Here is a 16,246-nt window from a genome sequence, read left to right on the forward strand (position 1 = left end):
CTGTGGTCGGGAGGTTTCGACGTACGCCGCGCCATGTTGCGTCGGTGCAACGAGTCCCAGCCGGGTGTTACTTCGGTGTTACAGGAACCTCAACGTCGTTGCCACCGGCCCGGATCAGCCCAGCAGCGCGTCGACGAAGGCGCCGGCGTCGAAGGGTGCGAGGTCGTCGGCGCCCTCGCCGAGGCCGACCAGCTTGACGGGTACGCCGAGCTCGCGCTGCACCTGGACGACGATGCCGCCCTTCGCTGAGCCGTCCAGCTTGGTCAGCACGATGCCGGTCACGTTGACGACCTCGCTGAAGACCCGCGCCTGGATCAGCCCGTTCTGGCCGGTCGTCGCGTCGAGGACGAGCAGCACCTCGGTGACCGGCGCCTGCTTCTCGATCACCCGCTTGACCTTGCCGAGCTCGTCCATCAGGCCGGCCTTGTTCTGCAGCCGGCCAGCGGTGTCGACGATCACCGTGTCCGCCTTGGTCTCGACGCCCTCCTTGACGGCCTCGAAGGCCACGCTGGCGGGGTCGGTGCCCTCGGGCCCGCGCACGACGTCGACGCCGACCCGCTCGCCCCACGTCGCGAGCTGCTCGACCGCGGCGGCCCGGAACGTGTCGGCGGCACCGAGCACCACACTGCGGTCCTCGGCGACGAGGATCCGCGAGATCTTGCCGACGGTGGTGGTCTTGCCGGAGCCGTTGACGCCGACCACCAGCACCACGCCGGGCATCCCGTCGAGGCCGCTGACGTGCAGTCGCCGGTCCATGTCCGGGTCGACCAGCGCCAGCAGCTCCTCGCGCAGCACCCCCCGGGCGTCCTCCGGGGCGCCCTCCACGCGCAGCCGGGTGCGCAGCCGCTCGACCAGCTCCTGGGTCGGGCCGACGCCCACGTCGGCGGTGAGCAGGGTGTCCTCGATCGACTCCCAGGTGTCCTCGTCGAGCCGGTCCCGCGACAGCAGTGCCAGGAGGCCGCGGCCGAGCCCGCCCTGCGAGCCGGCCAGCCGCTGGCGCAGCCGCACCAGGCGGGACGCGGTCCCCTCCGGCTTCTCGAGGACCGGGGCGGTCGCGCCCGCGGGCGCCTCGGCCGGGGCCTGTGCGGGGGCCTCGGCCTCCTCCGGAGGAGCGAGTACGTCGGTGCTGGTGCCCCGGAGCGGCTCGGGCTTGCGCCGGCCGCTCACCACCAGCCCGGTGACCGTCGCCACCAGTCCGATCGCGACGACGGCGATGGCGAGGATCAGGATGACCACGGTGTCCATGGCGCCAATCCAATCAGAGGGCCGAGCAGGGCGGGTCGGTCAGGAGGTGCGGTGCCGCCGCTCGTCGACGGCCGCCACCGGCGCCTCCTCGAACGAGTCCCGGAACCGGGAGCGATCGTCGATGCCGTGCTCCTCGGGCACGATCGTGGGCGCCGCGTCGACAGCCCGGGCCATCGCCTCGCCCAGCCAGGGGGCGGCCGGCACGTCCTCGCCGCGGTGCGGGTAGGCGACGTAGACCACCACCAGCCCGGCCAGCACGAGGATCAGGATCATCACGACGACGACGGGCAACACCGCGGCACACCTCCGAGACCGAGCACAGGACGGGGACACGTGCGACGTACCCCGGGACCCACCGTCCCACACGCCTGGGCACCGGCTCGCGTCAGGTGCGCAGGAGGGGCGCGACGGCGGCCCGGATGACGTCCGGGACCGGGGTGACGGGTCGCGCCGGGTCGGTGTTGTCGACGTACACGTGCACGAACCGGCCCTCGGCCGCGGCCCCGTCCCCCGGCCCCTGGAACAGCCCGACCCGGTAGACCACCGACGAGGTCCCGATCCGGTCGACCACCACCCCGAGGTCGACGGGCTCGGGGTAGCCGACCTCGGCGAAGTAGCGGCAGGACACCTCGGCGACCACGCCGATCGCCGGCAGGTCGCGGATGTCGACGCCGGTCGCGGTGGCCAGGTGGTTGTTGACCACGGTGTCGATCAGCTCGAAGTAGCGCGCGTTGTTCATGTGGCCGTAGACGTCGATGTCCGCCCAGCGCGTGGTGGCCTGCTCCCAGTGGACGTACGCCGACCGGGTCGGCCGGGCCGGCCGGTCCTCGGGCACTAGGCGGACTCCGCGTCGCGCAGCCGCTGGCTGATCACCGCGGACACGCCGTCGCCACGCATGGTGACGCCGTACAGCGCGTCTCCGACCTCCATGGTCCGCTTCTGGTGGGTGATGACGAGCAGCTGGGAGGTCTCCCGCAGCTCCTCGTAGATCTCCAGCAGCCGGCCCAGGTTGGTGTCGTCGAGCGCGGCCTCGACCTCGTCGAGGATGTAGAACGGCGAGGGCCGGGCCTTGAACAGCGCGACCAGGAACGCGACCGCGACGAGCGACCGCTCGCCACCGGAGAGCAGCGAGAGCCGCTTGACCTTCTTGCCGGGCGGCCGGGCCTCGACCTCGACGCCGGTGGCCAGCATGTCGCTGGGGTCGGTGAGGACCAGGCGGCCCTCGCCGCCCGGGAACAGCCGCGCGAAGGTCGCGTCGAAGGCCTTGCTCACGTCGGCGTACGCCTCGGTGAAGACCTGCTCGACGCGCTGGTCGACCTCGCGGACGATGTCGAGGAGGTCCTTGCGGGTCTTCTTGAGGTCCTCGAGCTGCTCGGTGAGGAACTTGTGCCGCTCCTCCATCGCGGAGTACTCCTCGAGCGCGAGCGGGTTCACCTTGCCGAGCATGGCGAGCGCCCGCTCGGCGGCCCGCAGCCGCTTCTGCTGCTCCTCGCGCACGAACGGGACCGGCTCGGGCGGCTCCTGGCCCTCCTCGAGCTCACCGGCGAACGGCACCAGCTGGTCCGGCCCGTACTCGCCGACCAGGGCGTCCGCGTCCAGGCCGAGCTCCTCGAGCGCGCGCTCCTCGAGCTGCTCGATGCGCATCCGCTGCTGGGTGCGGGCCATCTCGTCGCGGTGGACGGAGTTGACCAGCTCGTCGTGCTCCTGGTCGAGGCGGCGCAGCGTCGAGCGGACCGCGAGCAGCTCCTGCTCGCGGCCGGCGCGGGCCTGCTCGACTGCGGTGCGCGCCTCGGTCGCGCGGTGCACGGAGACCTCGAGCCGGGCCAGCACGTAGCCGACGGCATGCCCGACCGCCTCGGCCGCGCGGCCCTCGCGGACCAGTCGCTCGCGACGCTCGGCGGCCCGGGCGCGGGCCTCGCGCTCGGCCTGGGCCGAGCGGACCATCGCGTCGGCGCGGCCGTGCAGGGCGCGGGAGCGCTCCTCGGAGGTCCGCAGCGCGAGCCGCATGTCCATCTCGGCCTGGCGCGCGGCGCGAGCCTCCTCGACCAGCCGCTCGCGCACCGAGGTGTCCGGCTCCTCGTCGGGCGCCTCCTCCGCGGTGGCGAGCCGGGTCTCCAGGTCCGCGAGGCCCGCGACCGCATGGACCCGGGCCTCCTCGGCCTTCTCGATGGCCTGCGCCAGGCGGTCGGCCTCGCCGCGGGCGGCACGGGCCTGCGAGCCGTACTGGCCGAGCTCCTCGGCGACCGCGGCGAGGGTGGCGTCGGACTCGTGCAGCTTGGCCAGCGCGACGTCGACGCGCTTCTGCGCCTCCAGCCGCTCGCTCTCCAGCCGAGACATGTCGAAGCCGAGCCGCTCGGAGGACGCGATCGCCTCGGCGAGCTGGGCGGCGGCCTCGTCGACGGCCGCCTGGACCTCGATCAGGCTGGGCTGGCTCGAGGAGCCGCCGGAGGCGAAGTGGGCCCCGAGCACGTCCCCCTCGCGGGTGACGGCGGTGACGTCGGGCAGCTCGGCGACCAGTCCGCGCGCCACGGTCAGGTCGTCGACGACCGCGACCTTGAACAGCAGCCGGGTGAGCGCGGGGCGCAGGGCGTCGGGGCAGTCGACGACGTCGACGGCGTACGACGCGTGCCCGGGCAGGGCCGGCCAGTCGCGGTCGGCTCCGTCGACGAGGGCAGGCCCGCCGCCCAGCATCATGCCGGCGCGCCCGAGGTCGTCGTCCTTGAGGTGGCCGATCGCCCGGACCGCGGCGTCGGCATCGGCGACCGCGACCGCGTCCGCCGCCGACCCGAGGGCCTGCGCGACCGCGGCCTCGAAGCCGCTGTGCACCGTGAGCAGCGCGGCGACCGAGCCGAGCAGCCCGGAGACCGACTCGGTGGCGGCGAGCAGGGCGCCGGCGCCGTCCTTGCGGTTGAGGCCCATCTCGAGGGCGTCCTTGCGGGCGGCCAGGGCGGTGCGGTCCCGGTCGGCCTGCAGCGCCTCGTCGCGGGCCTTGGCGAGCCGCTCCTCGATGTCGTCGAGCGCGCCGACCGCGGCCTCGTGCTCGGCGTCCAGGCCCTCCTCGCCGGCGTCCAGGCCGGCGACCTTGGTCTCCAGGGAGGTGAAGTCCCGCTGGGCACGCTCGGCGCGGGCGACCGCCTCCTCGCGGGCCAGCCGGAGCCGGCCGACCTCCTCGTCGGCGGCCGCGGCCCGGGACTTCAGCGCGTTGACCTGGCCGTGCAACCGGGCCAGGCCCTCGCGGCGGTCGGCGGCGGCCCGCTGGAGGCCGGCGATGCGGCGCTCCTCCTCGGCGGCGGCGTCCTCGGCGGTGCGCCGGGCGCTCACGGCCTGCTCGAGCGCGCCCCGGTGCTGCTCGACCTCGGCCGCGATCCGGCGCTCCTGCTCGCGCACCTGCTCGGCGTCGGCCTCGAGCTGCTCGGGGTCGCGGCCGGACCGGGCCTCCTCGACGTCGGCGGTGCCGGCGGCGTTGCGGACCCGCTCGGCCGCGAGCGACTGGGTGCCGCGCAGTCGCTCGCGCAGTCCGGAGAGCGCGAACCAGGTCTCCTGGGCGCGCGAGAGCGCTGGCAGGTCCTCGCGCAGCGCGGCCTCCAGCGCGGCCTCGGCCTCCCGGGCCTGCGCGATCTCGGCCTCCACCTGCTCCCGGCGCTCGACGAGGATCGACTCGTCGGCGAGCTCTTGCTGCAGCGAGGAGCGGGCGGCGACCAGGTCGTCGGCGACCAGACGCGCCCGGGCGTCGCGCACGTCGGCCTGGACGCCGGCGGCCTTGCGGGCCACCTCGGCCTGCCGGCCCAGCGGCTTGAGCTGGCGCCGGATCTCGGTGAGCAGGTCGCCGAGGCGGGTCAGGTTGCCCTCGGTGGAGTCGAGCTTGCGCAGCGCCTTCTCCTTGCGCTTGCGGTGCTTGAGGACGCCCGCGGCCTCCTCGATGAAGCCGCGGCGGTCCTCGGGGGTGGCGTGCAGGATCGAGTCGAGCTGGCCCTGCCCGACGATCACGTGCATCTCGCGGCCGATGCCGCTGTCGGAGAGCAGCTCCTGGACGTCCAGCAGCCGGCACGGCTGGGAGTTGATGGCGTACTCCGAGCCGCCGCTACGGAACATCGTGCGGCTGATGGTGACCTCGGCGTACTCGATCGGCAGCGCGCCGTCGGAGTTGTCGATCGTCAGCAGCACCTCGGCGCGGCCCAGCGGCGGACGGCCGGAGGTGCCGGCGAAGATGACGTCCTCCATCTTGCCGCCGCGCAGCGACTTGGCGCCCTGCTCGCCCATCACCCACGCCAGAGCGTCGACCACGTTGGACTTGCCCGAGCCGTTCGGGCCCACGATGCAGGTGATGCCGGGCTCGAGCTGGAGCGTGGTCGAGGAGGCGAAGGACTTGAACCCCTTGAGGGTCAGGCTCTTCAGGTACAACGTCTGGCTCCCAGCGGTCGGTGAGGCGGTTCGTCGGCAGTTCTCGGCAGTTCCGTCGGCTGAGGACGAAGGACCGGGACGACCTGTGACAGCGCAGCATCATCGCAGTCGGCCTGAGGGGGAAGCTCAGCGCGGCTCACGATACCGGCAAGGCCCCCTCCGCCGTGGCATCCCGGCTCGGCCGTGTCCGGGACGGATAGTCCCTGACGTTTGCGCGGTCTGGGAGCGCTCCCACGCCCACAAACGTCAGGGACTATCGTTCGGATGTCAGGCGTGGGCCAGCGCGTCGCGGAGCGCCGCCAGCACCAGGAGCACGGCGTCGGGGCGGGCGTTGTGGCCCATCAACCCGATCCGCCACACGGTGCTCGCGTACGCCCCGGCACCGGCGCCGATCTCGACGTCGTGGGTGTCGAGCAGGTAGCGGCGCACCGCCGCCGAGTCCACGCCGTCGGGCACCTTGACCGTGGTGAGCTCGGGCAGCCGGTGGCCCTCCGCGGCGAACAGCTCGAGCCCGAGCTCCTCCAGCCCGGCCTGGAGCTGGCGGCCGGCGGCCTCGTGCCGGGCCCAGACCGTCTCCAGGCCCTCGTCCAGGATCCGGGCCAGGCCGGCGTGCAGGCTCGCGACCATCGCCACCGGCGCCGTGTGGTGGTAGGTCCGGCCGCCGGACCCGCTGGCCTCGCCGACGTAGCCGCCGAGCAGGCCGAGGTCGAGGTACCACGACCGCGGCTTCTCGACCCGGCGGCCGAACGCACGGTCGTTGATCGTGAACGGCGCGAGGCCCGGCGCCACGCCCAGGCACTTCTGGGTGCCGGCGTAGCCGATGTCCACGCCCCAGTCGTCGGCGCGCAGCTCGATGCCGCCGATGCTGGTCACGGCGTCGACGAGCAGCAGCGCATCGCCCTTGCCGGCACCCAGGGCGGCGATGTCGGAGCGTACGCCGGTCGAGGTCTCGGCGTGCACCGCCGCGATGATCGCCGGGGCGGGGTGCGCCGCCAGGACCCGCTCGACGTCGATCGGCTGGCCCCACTCGTGCTCGACGGCGACGACCTCGGCGCCGCAGCGGGCGGCCACGTCGCACATCCGCTGCCCGAACAGGCCGTTGACGGCGACCACGACGACGTCGCCGGGGTGCACGGTGTTCACGAACGCCGCCTCCATGCCGGCCGAGCCGGTCGCCGAGAGCGGCAGCGTGCGGGCGTTGCCCGTGCCCCACACCTCGCGGAGCATCTCGCAGGTCTCGTCCATCACCGCCAGGAAGGCCGGGTCGAGGTGGCCGAGCAGGGGCGCGGCCAGGGCGAGCGTCGCCTCCGGATAGGCGTTCGAGGGGCCCGGACCGAACAGGTGACGCTCGTGGATGCGCGCAGGAGGAGTCATGCGCCCGACGTTACTGAGCGTGTCCCTTTCGCGGACCCGCCGGCTCCCCTTGACCCGCCGCACCTCACGGTGCGGTGGGTTCTTGGTTGCCTTCCAGCCGCCGGCACGCCTTGGTGCTGGTCTGATGCTGGTTCCGACCCAGGGCCCCTTCGTGGTGCGGGGTGGCGGTCGGCTCTACGGCCCGGCTCATCCAGGCGCGGACAGAAGCTGCTCTGTCAGGCGGCCGCGGGTAGCGGCGGAGAAGTCTGGGTGTCCTGCCCGTAGCGGGCGAGGTTGATGGCGGCGTTCAGGTCGCGGTCGATGACCAGGCCGCAGCCGGAGCACCCGTACGTGCGGTCCGACAGTGTCAGGTCGGGGTCGATGTTGCCGCAGCCGGAGCACGTCTTCGAGGACGGGAACCACCGGTCCGCGACGATCAGCTCGGTGCCGTACCAGGCCGTCTTGTAGGCGACTTGCCTGCGGAACTCTCCGAACGCCGCGTCCGAGACATGCCGCGCCAACGACCGGATCTGGAGCATCCCTGCTGCGTTCAGGTCCTCGATCGTCACGCTGACGTACGCCCGTGCGAGCTCCGTGGTGATCCGGTGCAGCAGGTATTTGCGGATGGCGGCGACACGTCCGTGCATCTTGCCCAGGCGTCGTGCTGCCTTCGCTCGGCCACCAGATCCCTTCTTGGTTCTCGAGTAGGCCTGGTCGGCGAGCCTGAGGCGTGCCTGGGCGTGCTGCAGCGCTTTCACCCCCTCGTGCGCCTGCAGCTGGCGTCCGTGCTCGTCGGCGACGACCGCGAGTGTCTTCACGCCGAGGTCAACACCGACCCGGGCCGGGTGTCGGTCGGGGGCGGTGCGGCACTGGTGGTGGAACTCGGCTGCGACGCCGGTGATGGAGACGACCCAGCGCCCGCGCTCGTAGCGGAACGACGCCGCGTACGCGTGGAACCGGCCGCGGTCGAGCATCTTCGCGAGACGGCCGGTGTGCTCGTGGACCCGGAGCTCGCCGAGCTTGGGGAACCGCATCGTGCGCGGTCCGGTCGGCCGCACCGGCGGAGCCTCGCCCTCGGTGTACTTGGAGCGGAGCCGGAACGCCGGGGTGGTCTTGTGCCGGGACTTGAACCGCGGGAACCCGGCCGCCTTGCCCGCACGGGTGCCCTTCTTCGAGTCGGTCCAGTTCTGCAACGCCTGCGCAGCGTTCACGCTGGCGGTCTCGAACACGTCGGCCGAGACCTCACCGCGCCAGGTCAGCCCGCGGGTGCCGTCGTCGTTGACGTGCGCGGACGGGTCGCGACCGTCCTTCCACCGGTTCATGTGGTTGATGAGGGAAACCTTCGACCACGACTGCCCCGGGGTCAGGCCCGCGTCCGCGACGCCGTACGACCTCTCCGCAGCGCGCTGGTCCAGGTTGGCCTTCACCCGGGCGATCTGGTGGTTGAACGCCATCCTGGAAGCCCCAGCGTGCGCGAGGAGTTGCTGGTGCTGGTCCCGGGTTGGGTCGAGGGTGAACCGCACTGTCATCGCGCGCGTCAACGGAACCCCGGCGTGCGAGACCAGCGGAGGTGTCTCCGCCTTCTCGCGCTTCAGCGTCGCTGTCTTCGGCACGCCCGCATGGTGCCGGACTGCGCCGACATCGCACACAGCGCCGAAGGCGTGGTGTCCGGGTTCGCCCTCCGACGAGACCGATCGTGCCTGCCGGGTTCCCGCGCGGCAGTAGCCGGAACCGGTGCGACCTGGCTCGGGCAGCCTGGTGTCCGCGGATGTGACGCCGCGGTGACGGTGCGGAGCGCTGCTGAGACCTTCGAAAGATCATGAACCGGCCTCCAGCGTCCGCCATCAGTCCTACCGTCGCCTCGGTCGCTCGCGCCGCTTGGCGAAGTCGTTCGAGAACACCACTGCGTCCGCGACCGGATGGCTCCAGGTCGCCTGTATCGCCACCACCTTGCGCCACCTGTCCCACGAGCGGGCTCGCCACCGTGGAGTCGTCGTCGGAGCGTGAGGCGCCGACTGTGAACAGCCGAATGCGCCCAAACTGCGAGACTCGCGGGCAACATTGACACCGTGAACACGCCCCCGGCCGTCGTCGAGAAGCTGGCCGGCAATCTCGGTTCACTGGGTTGGGTGACAGATCTGCTTGTCGGTGGATCAGCTGCCACCGGCGACTACCGCACAGGGGTAAGCGATCTCGACCTCGTCGCTTTGACCGATGGACCGATCGATGCGGAACGCCGGGCAGTGATCGCCGCCATCCACCGTCATCTGGACGCCACCGCGACTGCGGGGACCAACCTTGGCTGCGCCTACGTCGCGATCTCGGCCCTGTCCGACCCGGCCGCAAGGCATCCGATCTGGACTCACGGCGAACTCGTCGAACGCACTCTTTCCGGGATCGTCAGAGCAGAGCTCGTTCGGTCGGGATTCGCAGTCTTCGGGCGCCCACCCCAACAGGTACTGCCGCGCATGAGCGACGATGACGTGCGCCGCGCCGCGCAAGCCGAGCTAACCGGCTACTGGGCAACGGCAGCACGCCACCCATGGTGGTGGCTGAACCCATCCATCGCCGACCTTGGCCTGACCTCCATGGCGCGCGGCCGCCACGCACTTGCGACCGGCAGCCTCATCACCAAGACCTCGGCAATCGACTCCGCCCAGGCGCCCGAGTGGCTTCGCGCTGACCTCCATGCTCGGCGGAACGGAGAACCTGTGCGATCCCCGCGCCTGCGCACCGCCTGGATCGCTTGGCGCGACGCACGCCGGACTACCGCCGCCGCCCGGCGATGGCGTCCCCAGCGGTGACGACGACGTCGTTCATCGACGCGCTCCGCGGACACTCATCGGCAACCTCGGCAACCTCGGCAACCTCGGCAACGGTGTGCCCAGCGCGCCGGCGGTCAATAGCGACACACCCGGTTAGAGCACGGCCCCCGGGTTCAGGATCCCGAGCGGGTCGAGGGCGTCCTTGACCCGGCGGGTCAGCGCCATCACGTCCGGGCCCAGCTGGTCCGGGAGGGCGCCCTTCTTCGCCCGGCCCACGCCGTGCTCGCCGGTGATCGTGCCGCCGAGTCCGATGGCGACCCGCATGATGTCGGCGAACGCCGCCCGGGCCCGCCGCTCGGAGTCGGCGTCGGCGGGGTCGTAGACGATGATCGGGTGGGTGTTGCCGTCGCCGGCGTGGGCGACGACCGGGATCTCCACGCGGTGCTCGGCGGCCACGGCCGCGATCGCTGCGAGCAGCGCCGGCAGCTGGGGCACCGGGGCACCGACGTCCTCGAGCAGCAGCGCGCCGCGGGCCTCGATCGCGGGGAACGCCGCGCGGCGGGCCGCCACGAACAGCTCCCCCTCCTCGGGATCGTCGGTCACGAAGACCGCGGTCGCGCCCGCGCCCTCGCAGGCCGCGCGCATGGCCTCGACCTCGACGGCCCGGGCCGCGGCGGGGGCGTCGGACTGGGCCACCAGCAGCGCGCCGGCGGCGCGGTCCAGACCCATCGGCTTGTAGTCCTCGACCGCGTTGATCGAGGCCCGGTCCATCAGCTCCATCATCGAGGGCCGCAGCCGCCGCCCGACCGCGAGCACGGCCCGGGCGGCGCCGTCGACGTCGGCGAAGGTCGCGACCAGCGTCGAGCGCGCCTCCTGCGCCGGCACCAGCCGCAGCACCGCCCGGGTCACGACGCCGAGGGTCCCCTCGCTGCCGACGAAGAGCTTCAGCAGGCTCAGTCCCGCGACGTCCTTGATCCGGCGACCGCCGAGCGTGACCAGGGTGCCGTCCGCGAGCACCACGTCCAGGCCGAGCACGTAGTCGGTGGTGACGCCGTACTTCACGCAGCACAGGCCGCCGGCGTTGGTGGCCACGTTGCCACCGATCGAGCAGATCTCGTACGACGAGGGGTCGGGCGGGTACCACAGCCCGTGCTCGGCCGCGGCCGCCTTGACCTCGGCGTTGAGGGCGCCCGGCTCGACGACCGCCACCCGGCAGTCGACGTCGATCTCGACGGCGCGCATCCGCTCCAGGCTGAGCACCAGGCCGCCATCGACGGCCGTCGAGCCACCGGACAGGCCGCTGCCCGCGCCGCGTGGCACGAGCGGCACCCGGTGCTCGGCCGCCCACCGCACCGCGGTCTGCACCTGGCCGGCATCCTCGGCCCGCACGACGGCCAGCGGGGTGCCGGCGGCCGGGTCGCGGGACCAGTCGAAGCGGTACTTCTCCATGGCGTCGCCGTCGGTCACGACGACGCCGGCCGGGAGCGCCTCGAGCAGGTCGGTCAACGCGTGCATGGGTTCATGCAACCACCTCAGGCCCCCGCCGGCTGCCCCTGCTCGTCGGCGTGCGCGATGTGGACCAGCTGGCCCCAGATCAGCACGACGAAGACCGCGGAGCCGGCGAACGCGAACCAGAACGGCGCGGTCACGCCCCAGTGCTGGGCGAGACCACCACCGATGCCGGAGCCGATGACCAGGCCGCCGAACACGCCGACCAGGTTGACGCTGCCGACCCGGCCCTGCAGCTCGCCGGGCACGGCGCGCTGCCGGACGGTGGTCGACGTCGTGCCCCAGATGAAGGCGTGGGCGCCGAAGACGAAGAAGATCGCCATCGCCACCGCCGGCCGCGTCGTGAGGGCGAGCGCCAGGTGGGTGAAGGTCTCGAAGACCAGGCCCGCTCGCATGATGTTGGCGAGGCTGACCCGGCGGGTGATCCAGCCGTAGGCGAGGGTTCCGATCAGGCCGCCGATCGCTGACACCGTGGTCAGCAGCCCGAAGCCGACTTCCCCCATCCCGAGCCGCTGGGTGGCGTAGAGGACCAGGATCGACCAGGCCGCGCCGAAGGTGATGTTGAAGACGAAGATCGTCAGCACCAGGGTGCGTACGGCGGCGTTGTGCAGCACCCAGCGGAACGCCTCGACCACGTCCTGGCGCAGCTGCGGCCGCTCGTCGCGGGACCGCCCGTGCGGCGGCAGCGCGATCTGCGCGGCGAGCAGCGCGCCGAGCGCCACCACCACCGCCTGCGCGACGAACGGCACGGCGTGCCCGGCGGCGAACAGGGCCGCGCCGATCGGCGGGCCGGCGAGCTGGTTGACGGTGATGAAGCCGGTGGTCAGCCGGGCATTGGCGACGCCGAGGTCGTCGCGGTGCACCAGCATCGGCAGCAGCGTCGACGCGGTGTTGTCGGCGAACACCTCCGCGGTGCCGAGCAGGAACATCGTGACGAGCACCAGCGTGATCGTGACCAGGTCGGTCGCGATCGCGAGCGTGAGGAGCACCAGGACGACGGCGCGCAACAGGTCGACCGTCACCACGATCAGCCGGCGGTCGAGGCGGTCGGCGAGCGCCCCGGCGTACAGCCCGAACAGCAGCGGCGGCAGCCACTGGAGCAGCGCCGCGAGCGCGACGAGGAACGGGTCGTGGGTCTGGGACGCCACCAGCAGGGGCCCGGCGGCGAGGGCCAGTCCGTCGCCGAGGTTGCTCACCCAGGACGACGCGAGCAGCCACCGGAACCCGGTGCCGAGCCGGCGGGGTGCGACGATCTCGGCCAGGCTGGTCACAAGGGCCAGACACTAGCCTCCGAGGGTCGCCCCGGGCATCCGATTTGCGCGTCGGCGTACGGCGAGCGCCAGGGCCAGCGCCAGCCCGAGCAGGCCGGCCGGCAGCACGCTGTCGCTGGCCCGGGCGGCGGTGCCGCGGGTGGGCACGGCCGCCGAGGACGGCAGCGCGCCGATCCCGTCGCCGGGCACGTCGACGGCGTAGACGTCCAGGCCGCGCACCAGGTCGATCGAGTAGACGACGTTGCTGGTCGCACCCGTCCGACGGCCGTCGGCGCCGTAGACCGGGACCCACATCGCGTCCCAGACCTCCGAGCCCGGCCACAGGGCGTGCCCGAACGGCTCGAGGTGCCGCGGGTCGCGGGCGTCGATGAGCTGGGTGCCGCCGCCGTAGAAGCCGACGGCGACGATCCCGTCCCGGTCGTCGAACCAGTGCGACGAGCAGAACGCGCCCTGCGGGAGCGGGTAGCTGCCCAGGTCCGCCAGCTCCACCTTGTCCAGCGGCACGATCCCGCCGCGGCGGCCGTCGAGCCGCTTGACCCACCAGGTCTGGAACGAGCCGGCCTGGGTGCAGTCGGTCTGCTCGTAGTCCTCCTCGGTGGCCAGCAGCACGTTGCCGTGGGCGAACGAGGGCCGGCTGCCCGGCTTGAAGGCCTGCGCGTTCGGCCGGAACGAGTTGTGCAGGATGAAGTCGTTCCACCCCGGGTGCTCGGGGTCGGTGCCACGGCCGGCGCGGCCCGTGGTCGTGAGCAGCCGCGGCCGCGCGGGCCGCGAGGCGTCCCACATCGAGGCGCCGCCCCAGCCGGTGTGGGTGCCGATGCCGGCGGCGTCGAAGTTCCACTTGTGACCGGCGGTCGGCGACGCCGCCGGCTGGACGCCGGGCGTGCCACGGTCGGTGTCGACCTCGTGGGGGGCGTCGAGGTCGCGCAGGTCGAGGATCGAGAAGTGCCCGCCGTCGCCGGCGGTGTAGACGAATGTGCAGTCGGTGGCGTCGACGCAGGTCACGGTGTGGGTGCTGGTGGTCGCCGGGGCGCGCGACGCGATCCGCGGCGCGGCCGGGTCGGTGACGTCGACGACGATGAGCTCCCCGCCGCCGACGTTCACGTGCTGGGGGTCGCCGGGCGAGGCCTGCACGGCGTCCACGCCGATCAGCGCGAACCGGCGGATGCCGTCGGGGGTACGCCGCTCGCCGCAGTTCATCGCCTCGTTCTCGAACTGCGCGCTCGGCAGCACGCCGGTCAGCTGCGGGTGGGCGGCGTCGCTGACGTCCCAGACGCGGACCGAGTCCAAGCCGCTGGTCACCAGCAGGGGGGCGGTGCGCAGGAAGCAGCCCGAGATCCCGACCTGGGAGGGGAACCCGCCCAGGTGGGTGACGTTCGGGCTGGTGAGGACGCCCCCGAGCGGGTTGTCGTCCTCGGCGGACGCCGGCGCGGACCCGAGGCCGATGGCCAGGGTCGCCCAGGTCGCGACGACGAGGGTCAGCGCCGCGGCGGTCCGGGTCGCGGTGGTGAGAGGTCGCATGACGGGCTAACGACGTGGTGTCGCTGCCGTCACGTGGGTCAGGCGGGCTGCATCTCCTGCAGGGACTCGTGCTCGAGGTCGAGCATGGTGACCGCCTGCGCGGCGGTCAGCTTGTCGTTCTCCTCGCTGAGGCGGAGGACGAGTGCCTCCAGCTCGCGCACGCGCGTACGCAGCCGGTGGTTCTCGGCTACGAGGTTGGCGGGCGTCCGCAGGTCGCTGTTCATGTATCCGATCAGCGCCTTGGCCATGGACAAAGCCTTCCGGGTGGTGGGGAGGGTCCGCGATGGCGGGCCGTCTTCAAGAGTCCCACTCGCGAGCCTCCGGGTCAATTCGCTCAGTCCGGGACCCGCACCCGCGAGGAGGCCGCCCGACGTCTCCTGGGCGCCGGCTGGCACACCGGGCAGAAGTACGACGACCGATTCATGAACGCGACCCTCCGGATCGGCGTGCCGCAGCGCTCGCACGCCTCGCCCTCGCGCCCGTACGCGTGCAGCGAGCGGTCGAAGTAGCCCGACTCGCCGTTGACGTTGACGTAGAGCGCGTCGAAGGAGGTGCCGCCCTCCCCCAGCGCCGCGAGCATCACCTCGCGCGCGTGGGCGAGGAGCTCACGGACCCGGGTCGCGGTGAGCCGGTCGCCCGGGCGCTCGCCGTGGATCCGCGCGCGCCACAGCGCCTCGTCGGCGTAGATGTTGCCGACCCCGGAGATCAGGTTCTGGTCCAGGAGCTGTCGCTTGACCCCCGACGTACGCCGGCGCACCCGGCGCACGAAGTCGTCGTCGTCGAACTCGGGATCGAGCGGGTCACGGGCGATGTGCGCGATCTCGGGCGGCAGGTCCGCGCCGCCCGCCGAGACCGACAGACCGCCGAACATCCGCTGGTCGACGAACCGCAGCTCCCTGCCCTCGTCGGCGCCCTCGAGCGCGAGCCGCACGCGCAGGTGCCGCTCGTCGGGGGCATCGGGCGGCTGGACGAGCAGCTGGCCGCTCATGCCCAGGTGGCCGAGCAGCGCGTCGCCGTTGTCCAGCGGCAGCCAGAGGTACTTGCCGCGTCGGCGGGCCGCCTCGATGCGGCGGCCGGTCAGCGCGGCGGCGAAGCCGGCCGGGCCGCGCAGGTCGCGGCGCACCGGCCGCGGGTGCAGCACGTCGACGCGGGCGATCGTGGCGCCGAGCACGTGCCGCTCGAGGCCGGCGCGCACCACTTCGACCTCGGGCAGCTCCGGCAAGTCGTGCCTCGGGTCAGCTCTTGTGGGCGGAGTGGGCGGCCGCGTCCACGGCTGGGTCGTCGACGCCGAGGTCGGAGGCGATCTCGCCGTACGCCGTCTCCGCGGCGGCCTGCTCGGCCTCCTTCTTGGAGCGGCCCACGCCGTTGCCGTACAGGCCCTCGCCCACGCGGACCTGGGCGGTGAACGTCTTCATGTGGTCGGGGCCGTCGTCCTCGATGACGTACTCGGGGACGCCGAGGCCGTGCTCGGCGGACAGCTCCTGCAGGGAGGTCTTCCAGTCGAGGCCCGCCCCGAGCGCGGACGCGGCCTCGATCAGCGGGTCGAACAGGCGGTGCACCACGACCGCGGAGGTGGTGAAGCCGCCGCTGAGGTGCACAGCGCCGATCACGGCCTCGACGGTGTCGGAGAGGATCGAGGCCTTGTGGCGGCCACCCGTCGACTCCTCGCCGCGCCCGAGCTTGACGTGCTCGCCCACCCCGATCCGGCGGCCGACCTCGGCCAGCGCGCGGGCGTTGACGACTGCGGCGCGCAGCTTGGCCAGCCGGCCCTCGGAGAGGTCCGGGTGCTTGAGGTAGAGCGTCTCGGTGACCACCACGCCGAGCACGGAGTCCCCGAGGAACTCCAGTCGCTCGTTGGTGGGCAACCCGCCGTTCTCGTAGGCGAACGAACGGTGCGTGAGGGCGCGCTCGAGCAGCTCGGGGTCCAGCGTGGGATCCCCGAGTGCCGCTCGGAGCTCTGCGTAGTTGGTCAGCGGACCGGTCGGATCAGAGGACCTGACGACGGTCGGCGCGCGCGCCGTACTGGCCGCACTGGCCGCACGCGCGGTGCGGCAGGTGCTTGGCACCGCAGGCGGGGTTCGCGCAGGTCACCAGGGTCGGGGCGACGGCCTTCCAGGCCGAACGACGGTGACGCGTGTTGCTGCGCGACATCTTCCGCTTCGGGACAGCCACTGTTCTCTCCTC

The 16,246-nt window shown here is 72.8% G+C and carries 14 protein-coding genes; 1 reads left to right on the forward strand and 13 read right to left on the reverse strand.

Annotation, left to right across the window (positions count from 1 at the left end; genetic code table 11):
* Window positions 1–114 precede the first annotated feature (114 nt).
* From ftsY to tnpB, 6 genes are all read right to left on the reverse strand, one after another.
* Window positions 115–1,245, reverse strand: coding sequence for a signal recognition particle-docking protein FtsY (ftsY, locus tag NOCA_RS18035; protein ID WP_011756706.1), 1,131 nt, complete (start codon window positions 1,243–1,245; stop codon window positions 115–117).
* A 39-nt stretch (window positions 1,246–1,284) separates the two neighbouring features.
* Window positions 1,285–1,539, reverse strand: a complete 255-nt coding sequence (locus NOCA_RS18040; protein WP_011756707.1) for a hypothetical protein — start codon at window positions 1,537–1,539, stop codon at window positions 1,285–1,287.
* Between the two features lie 91 nt (window positions 1,540–1,630).
* Window positions 1,631–2,080, reverse strand: a complete 450-nt coding sequence (locus NOCA_RS18045) for an acyl-CoA thioesterase (protein ID WP_011756708.1) — start codon at window positions 2,078–2,080, stop codon at window positions 1,631–1,633.
* On the reverse strand, window positions 2,080–5,646 hold the full coding sequence (gene smc / locus NOCA_RS18050) for a chromosome segregation protein SMC (RefSeq protein WP_011756709.1): 3,567 nt from the start codon (window positions 5,644–5,646) through the stop codon (window positions 2,080–2,082). Before smc ends, NOCA_RS18045 begins: the two co-directional genes overlap by 1 nt.
* A 267-nt stretch (window positions 5,647–5,913) precedes the next feature.
* Window positions 5,914–7,020: a pyridoxal-phosphate-dependent aminotransferase family protein gene (locus tag NOCA_RS18055; RefSeq protein ID WP_041546656.1), complete on the reverse strand. Its 1,107-nt coding sequence runs from the start codon at window positions 7,018–7,020 to the stop codon at window positions 5,914–5,916.
* A 215-nt stretch (window positions 7,021–7,235) separates the two neighbouring features.
* Entirely contained in the window at window positions 7,236–8,612 is a 1,377-nt protein-coding gene (gene tnpB / locus NOCA_RS18060; protein WP_087530601.1) for an IS607 family element RNA-guided endonuclease TnpB, read from the reverse strand.
* A gap of 456 nt (window positions 8,613–9,068) precedes the next feature.
* Between tnpB and NOCA_RS26625 the strand changes: the two genes are divergently transcribed.
* The gene (locus NOCA_RS26625) at window positions 9,069–9,803 is read left to right on the forward strand and encodes a nucleotidyltransferase domain-containing protein (RefSeq protein WP_011756712.1); all 735 of its coding nucleotides are present in this window, start codon (window positions 9,069–9,071) and stop codon (window positions 9,801–9,803) included.
* 114 nt (window positions 9,804–9,917) lie between these two features.
* Here NOCA_RS26625 and NOCA_RS18065 read toward each other — a convergent pair whose 3' ends face one another.
* The 7 genes from NOCA_RS18065 to rpmF all read right to left on the reverse strand — a co-directional run bounded on the left by NOCA_RS18065 (window position 9,918) and on the right by rpmF (window position 16,234).
* Window positions 9,918–11,279 carry an FAD-binding oxidoreductase gene (locus NOCA_RS18065; protein ID WP_011756713.1) on the reverse strand — a complete coding sequence of 454 codons (1,362 nt, stop codon included), beginning with the start codon at window positions 11,277–11,279 and terminating at the stop codon, window positions 9,918–9,920.
* A 17-nt stretch (window positions 11,280–11,296) separates the two neighbouring features.
* Complete coding sequence (locus NOCA_RS18070) at window positions 11,297–12,544, reverse strand: MFS transporter (RefSeq protein WP_011756714.1); 1,248 nt, start codon at window positions 12,542–12,544, stop codon at window positions 11,297–11,299.
* Between the two features lie 12 nt (window positions 12,545–12,556).
* Complete coding sequence (locus NOCA_RS18075; RefSeq protein ID WP_011756715.1) at window positions 12,557–14,062, reverse strand: hypothetical protein; 1,506 nt, start codon at window positions 14,060–14,062, stop codon at window positions 12,557–12,559.
* A gap of 38 nt (window positions 14,063–14,100) precedes the next feature.
* A complete protein-coding gene (locus NOCA_RS18080) occupies window positions 14,101–14,310 on the reverse strand; it encodes a hypothetical protein (RefSeq protein WP_041546657.1) in 210 nt (69 codons plus the stop codon).
* Between the two features lie 86 nt (window positions 14,311–14,396).
* Window positions 14,397–15,284, reverse strand: coding sequence for a bifunctional DNA-formamidopyrimidine glycosylase/DNA-(apurinic or apyrimidinic site) lyase (gene mutM / locus NOCA_RS18085; protein WP_011756716.1), 888 nt, complete (start codon window positions 15,282–15,284; stop codon window positions 14,397–14,399).
* A gap of 13 nt (window positions 15,285–15,297) precedes the next feature.
* A complete protein-coding gene (rnc, locus tag NOCA_RS18090) occupies window positions 15,298–16,128 on the reverse strand; it encodes a ribonuclease III (protein ID WP_011756717.1) in 831 nt (276 codons plus the stop codon).
* Window positions 16,049–16,234 (reverse strand): 50S ribosomal protein L32, encoded by a 186-nt coding sequence (gene rpmF, locus NOCA_RS26630; protein ID WP_083768195.1) that lies wholly within the window; start codon window positions 16,232–16,234, stop codon window positions 16,049–16,051. Before rpmF ends, rnc begins: the two co-directional genes overlap by 80 nt.
* Between the last annotated feature and the right edge of the window lie 12 nt (window positions 16,235–16,246).

The organism is Nocardioides sp. JS614, from assembly GCF_000015265.1.
Lineage (GTDB): Bacteria > Actinomycetota > Actinomycetes > Propionibacteriales > Nocardioidaceae > Nocardioides.

Coding starts and splice junctions, on each gene's coding strand:
- ftsY (WP_011756706.1), bottom strand. CDS start 1,245: ATGGACACCGTGGTCATCCTGATCCTCGCCATCGCCGTCGTCGCGATC.
- NOCA_RS18055 (WP_041546656.1), bottom strand. CDS start 7,020: ATGACTCCTCCTGCGCGCATCCACGAGCGTCACCTGTTCGGTCCGGGC.
- NOCA_RS18065 (WP_011756713.1), bottom strand. CDS start 11,279: ATGCACGCGTTGACCGACCTGCTCGAGGCGCTCCCGGCCGGCGTCGTC.
- NOCA_RS18075 (WP_011756715.1), bottom strand. CDS start 14,062: ATGCGACCTCTCACCACCGCGACCCGGACCGCCGCGGCGCTGACCCTC.
- NOCA_RS18080 (WP_041546657.1), bottom strand. CDS start 14,310: ATGGCCAAGGCGCTGATCGGATACATGAACAGCGACCTGCGGACGCCC.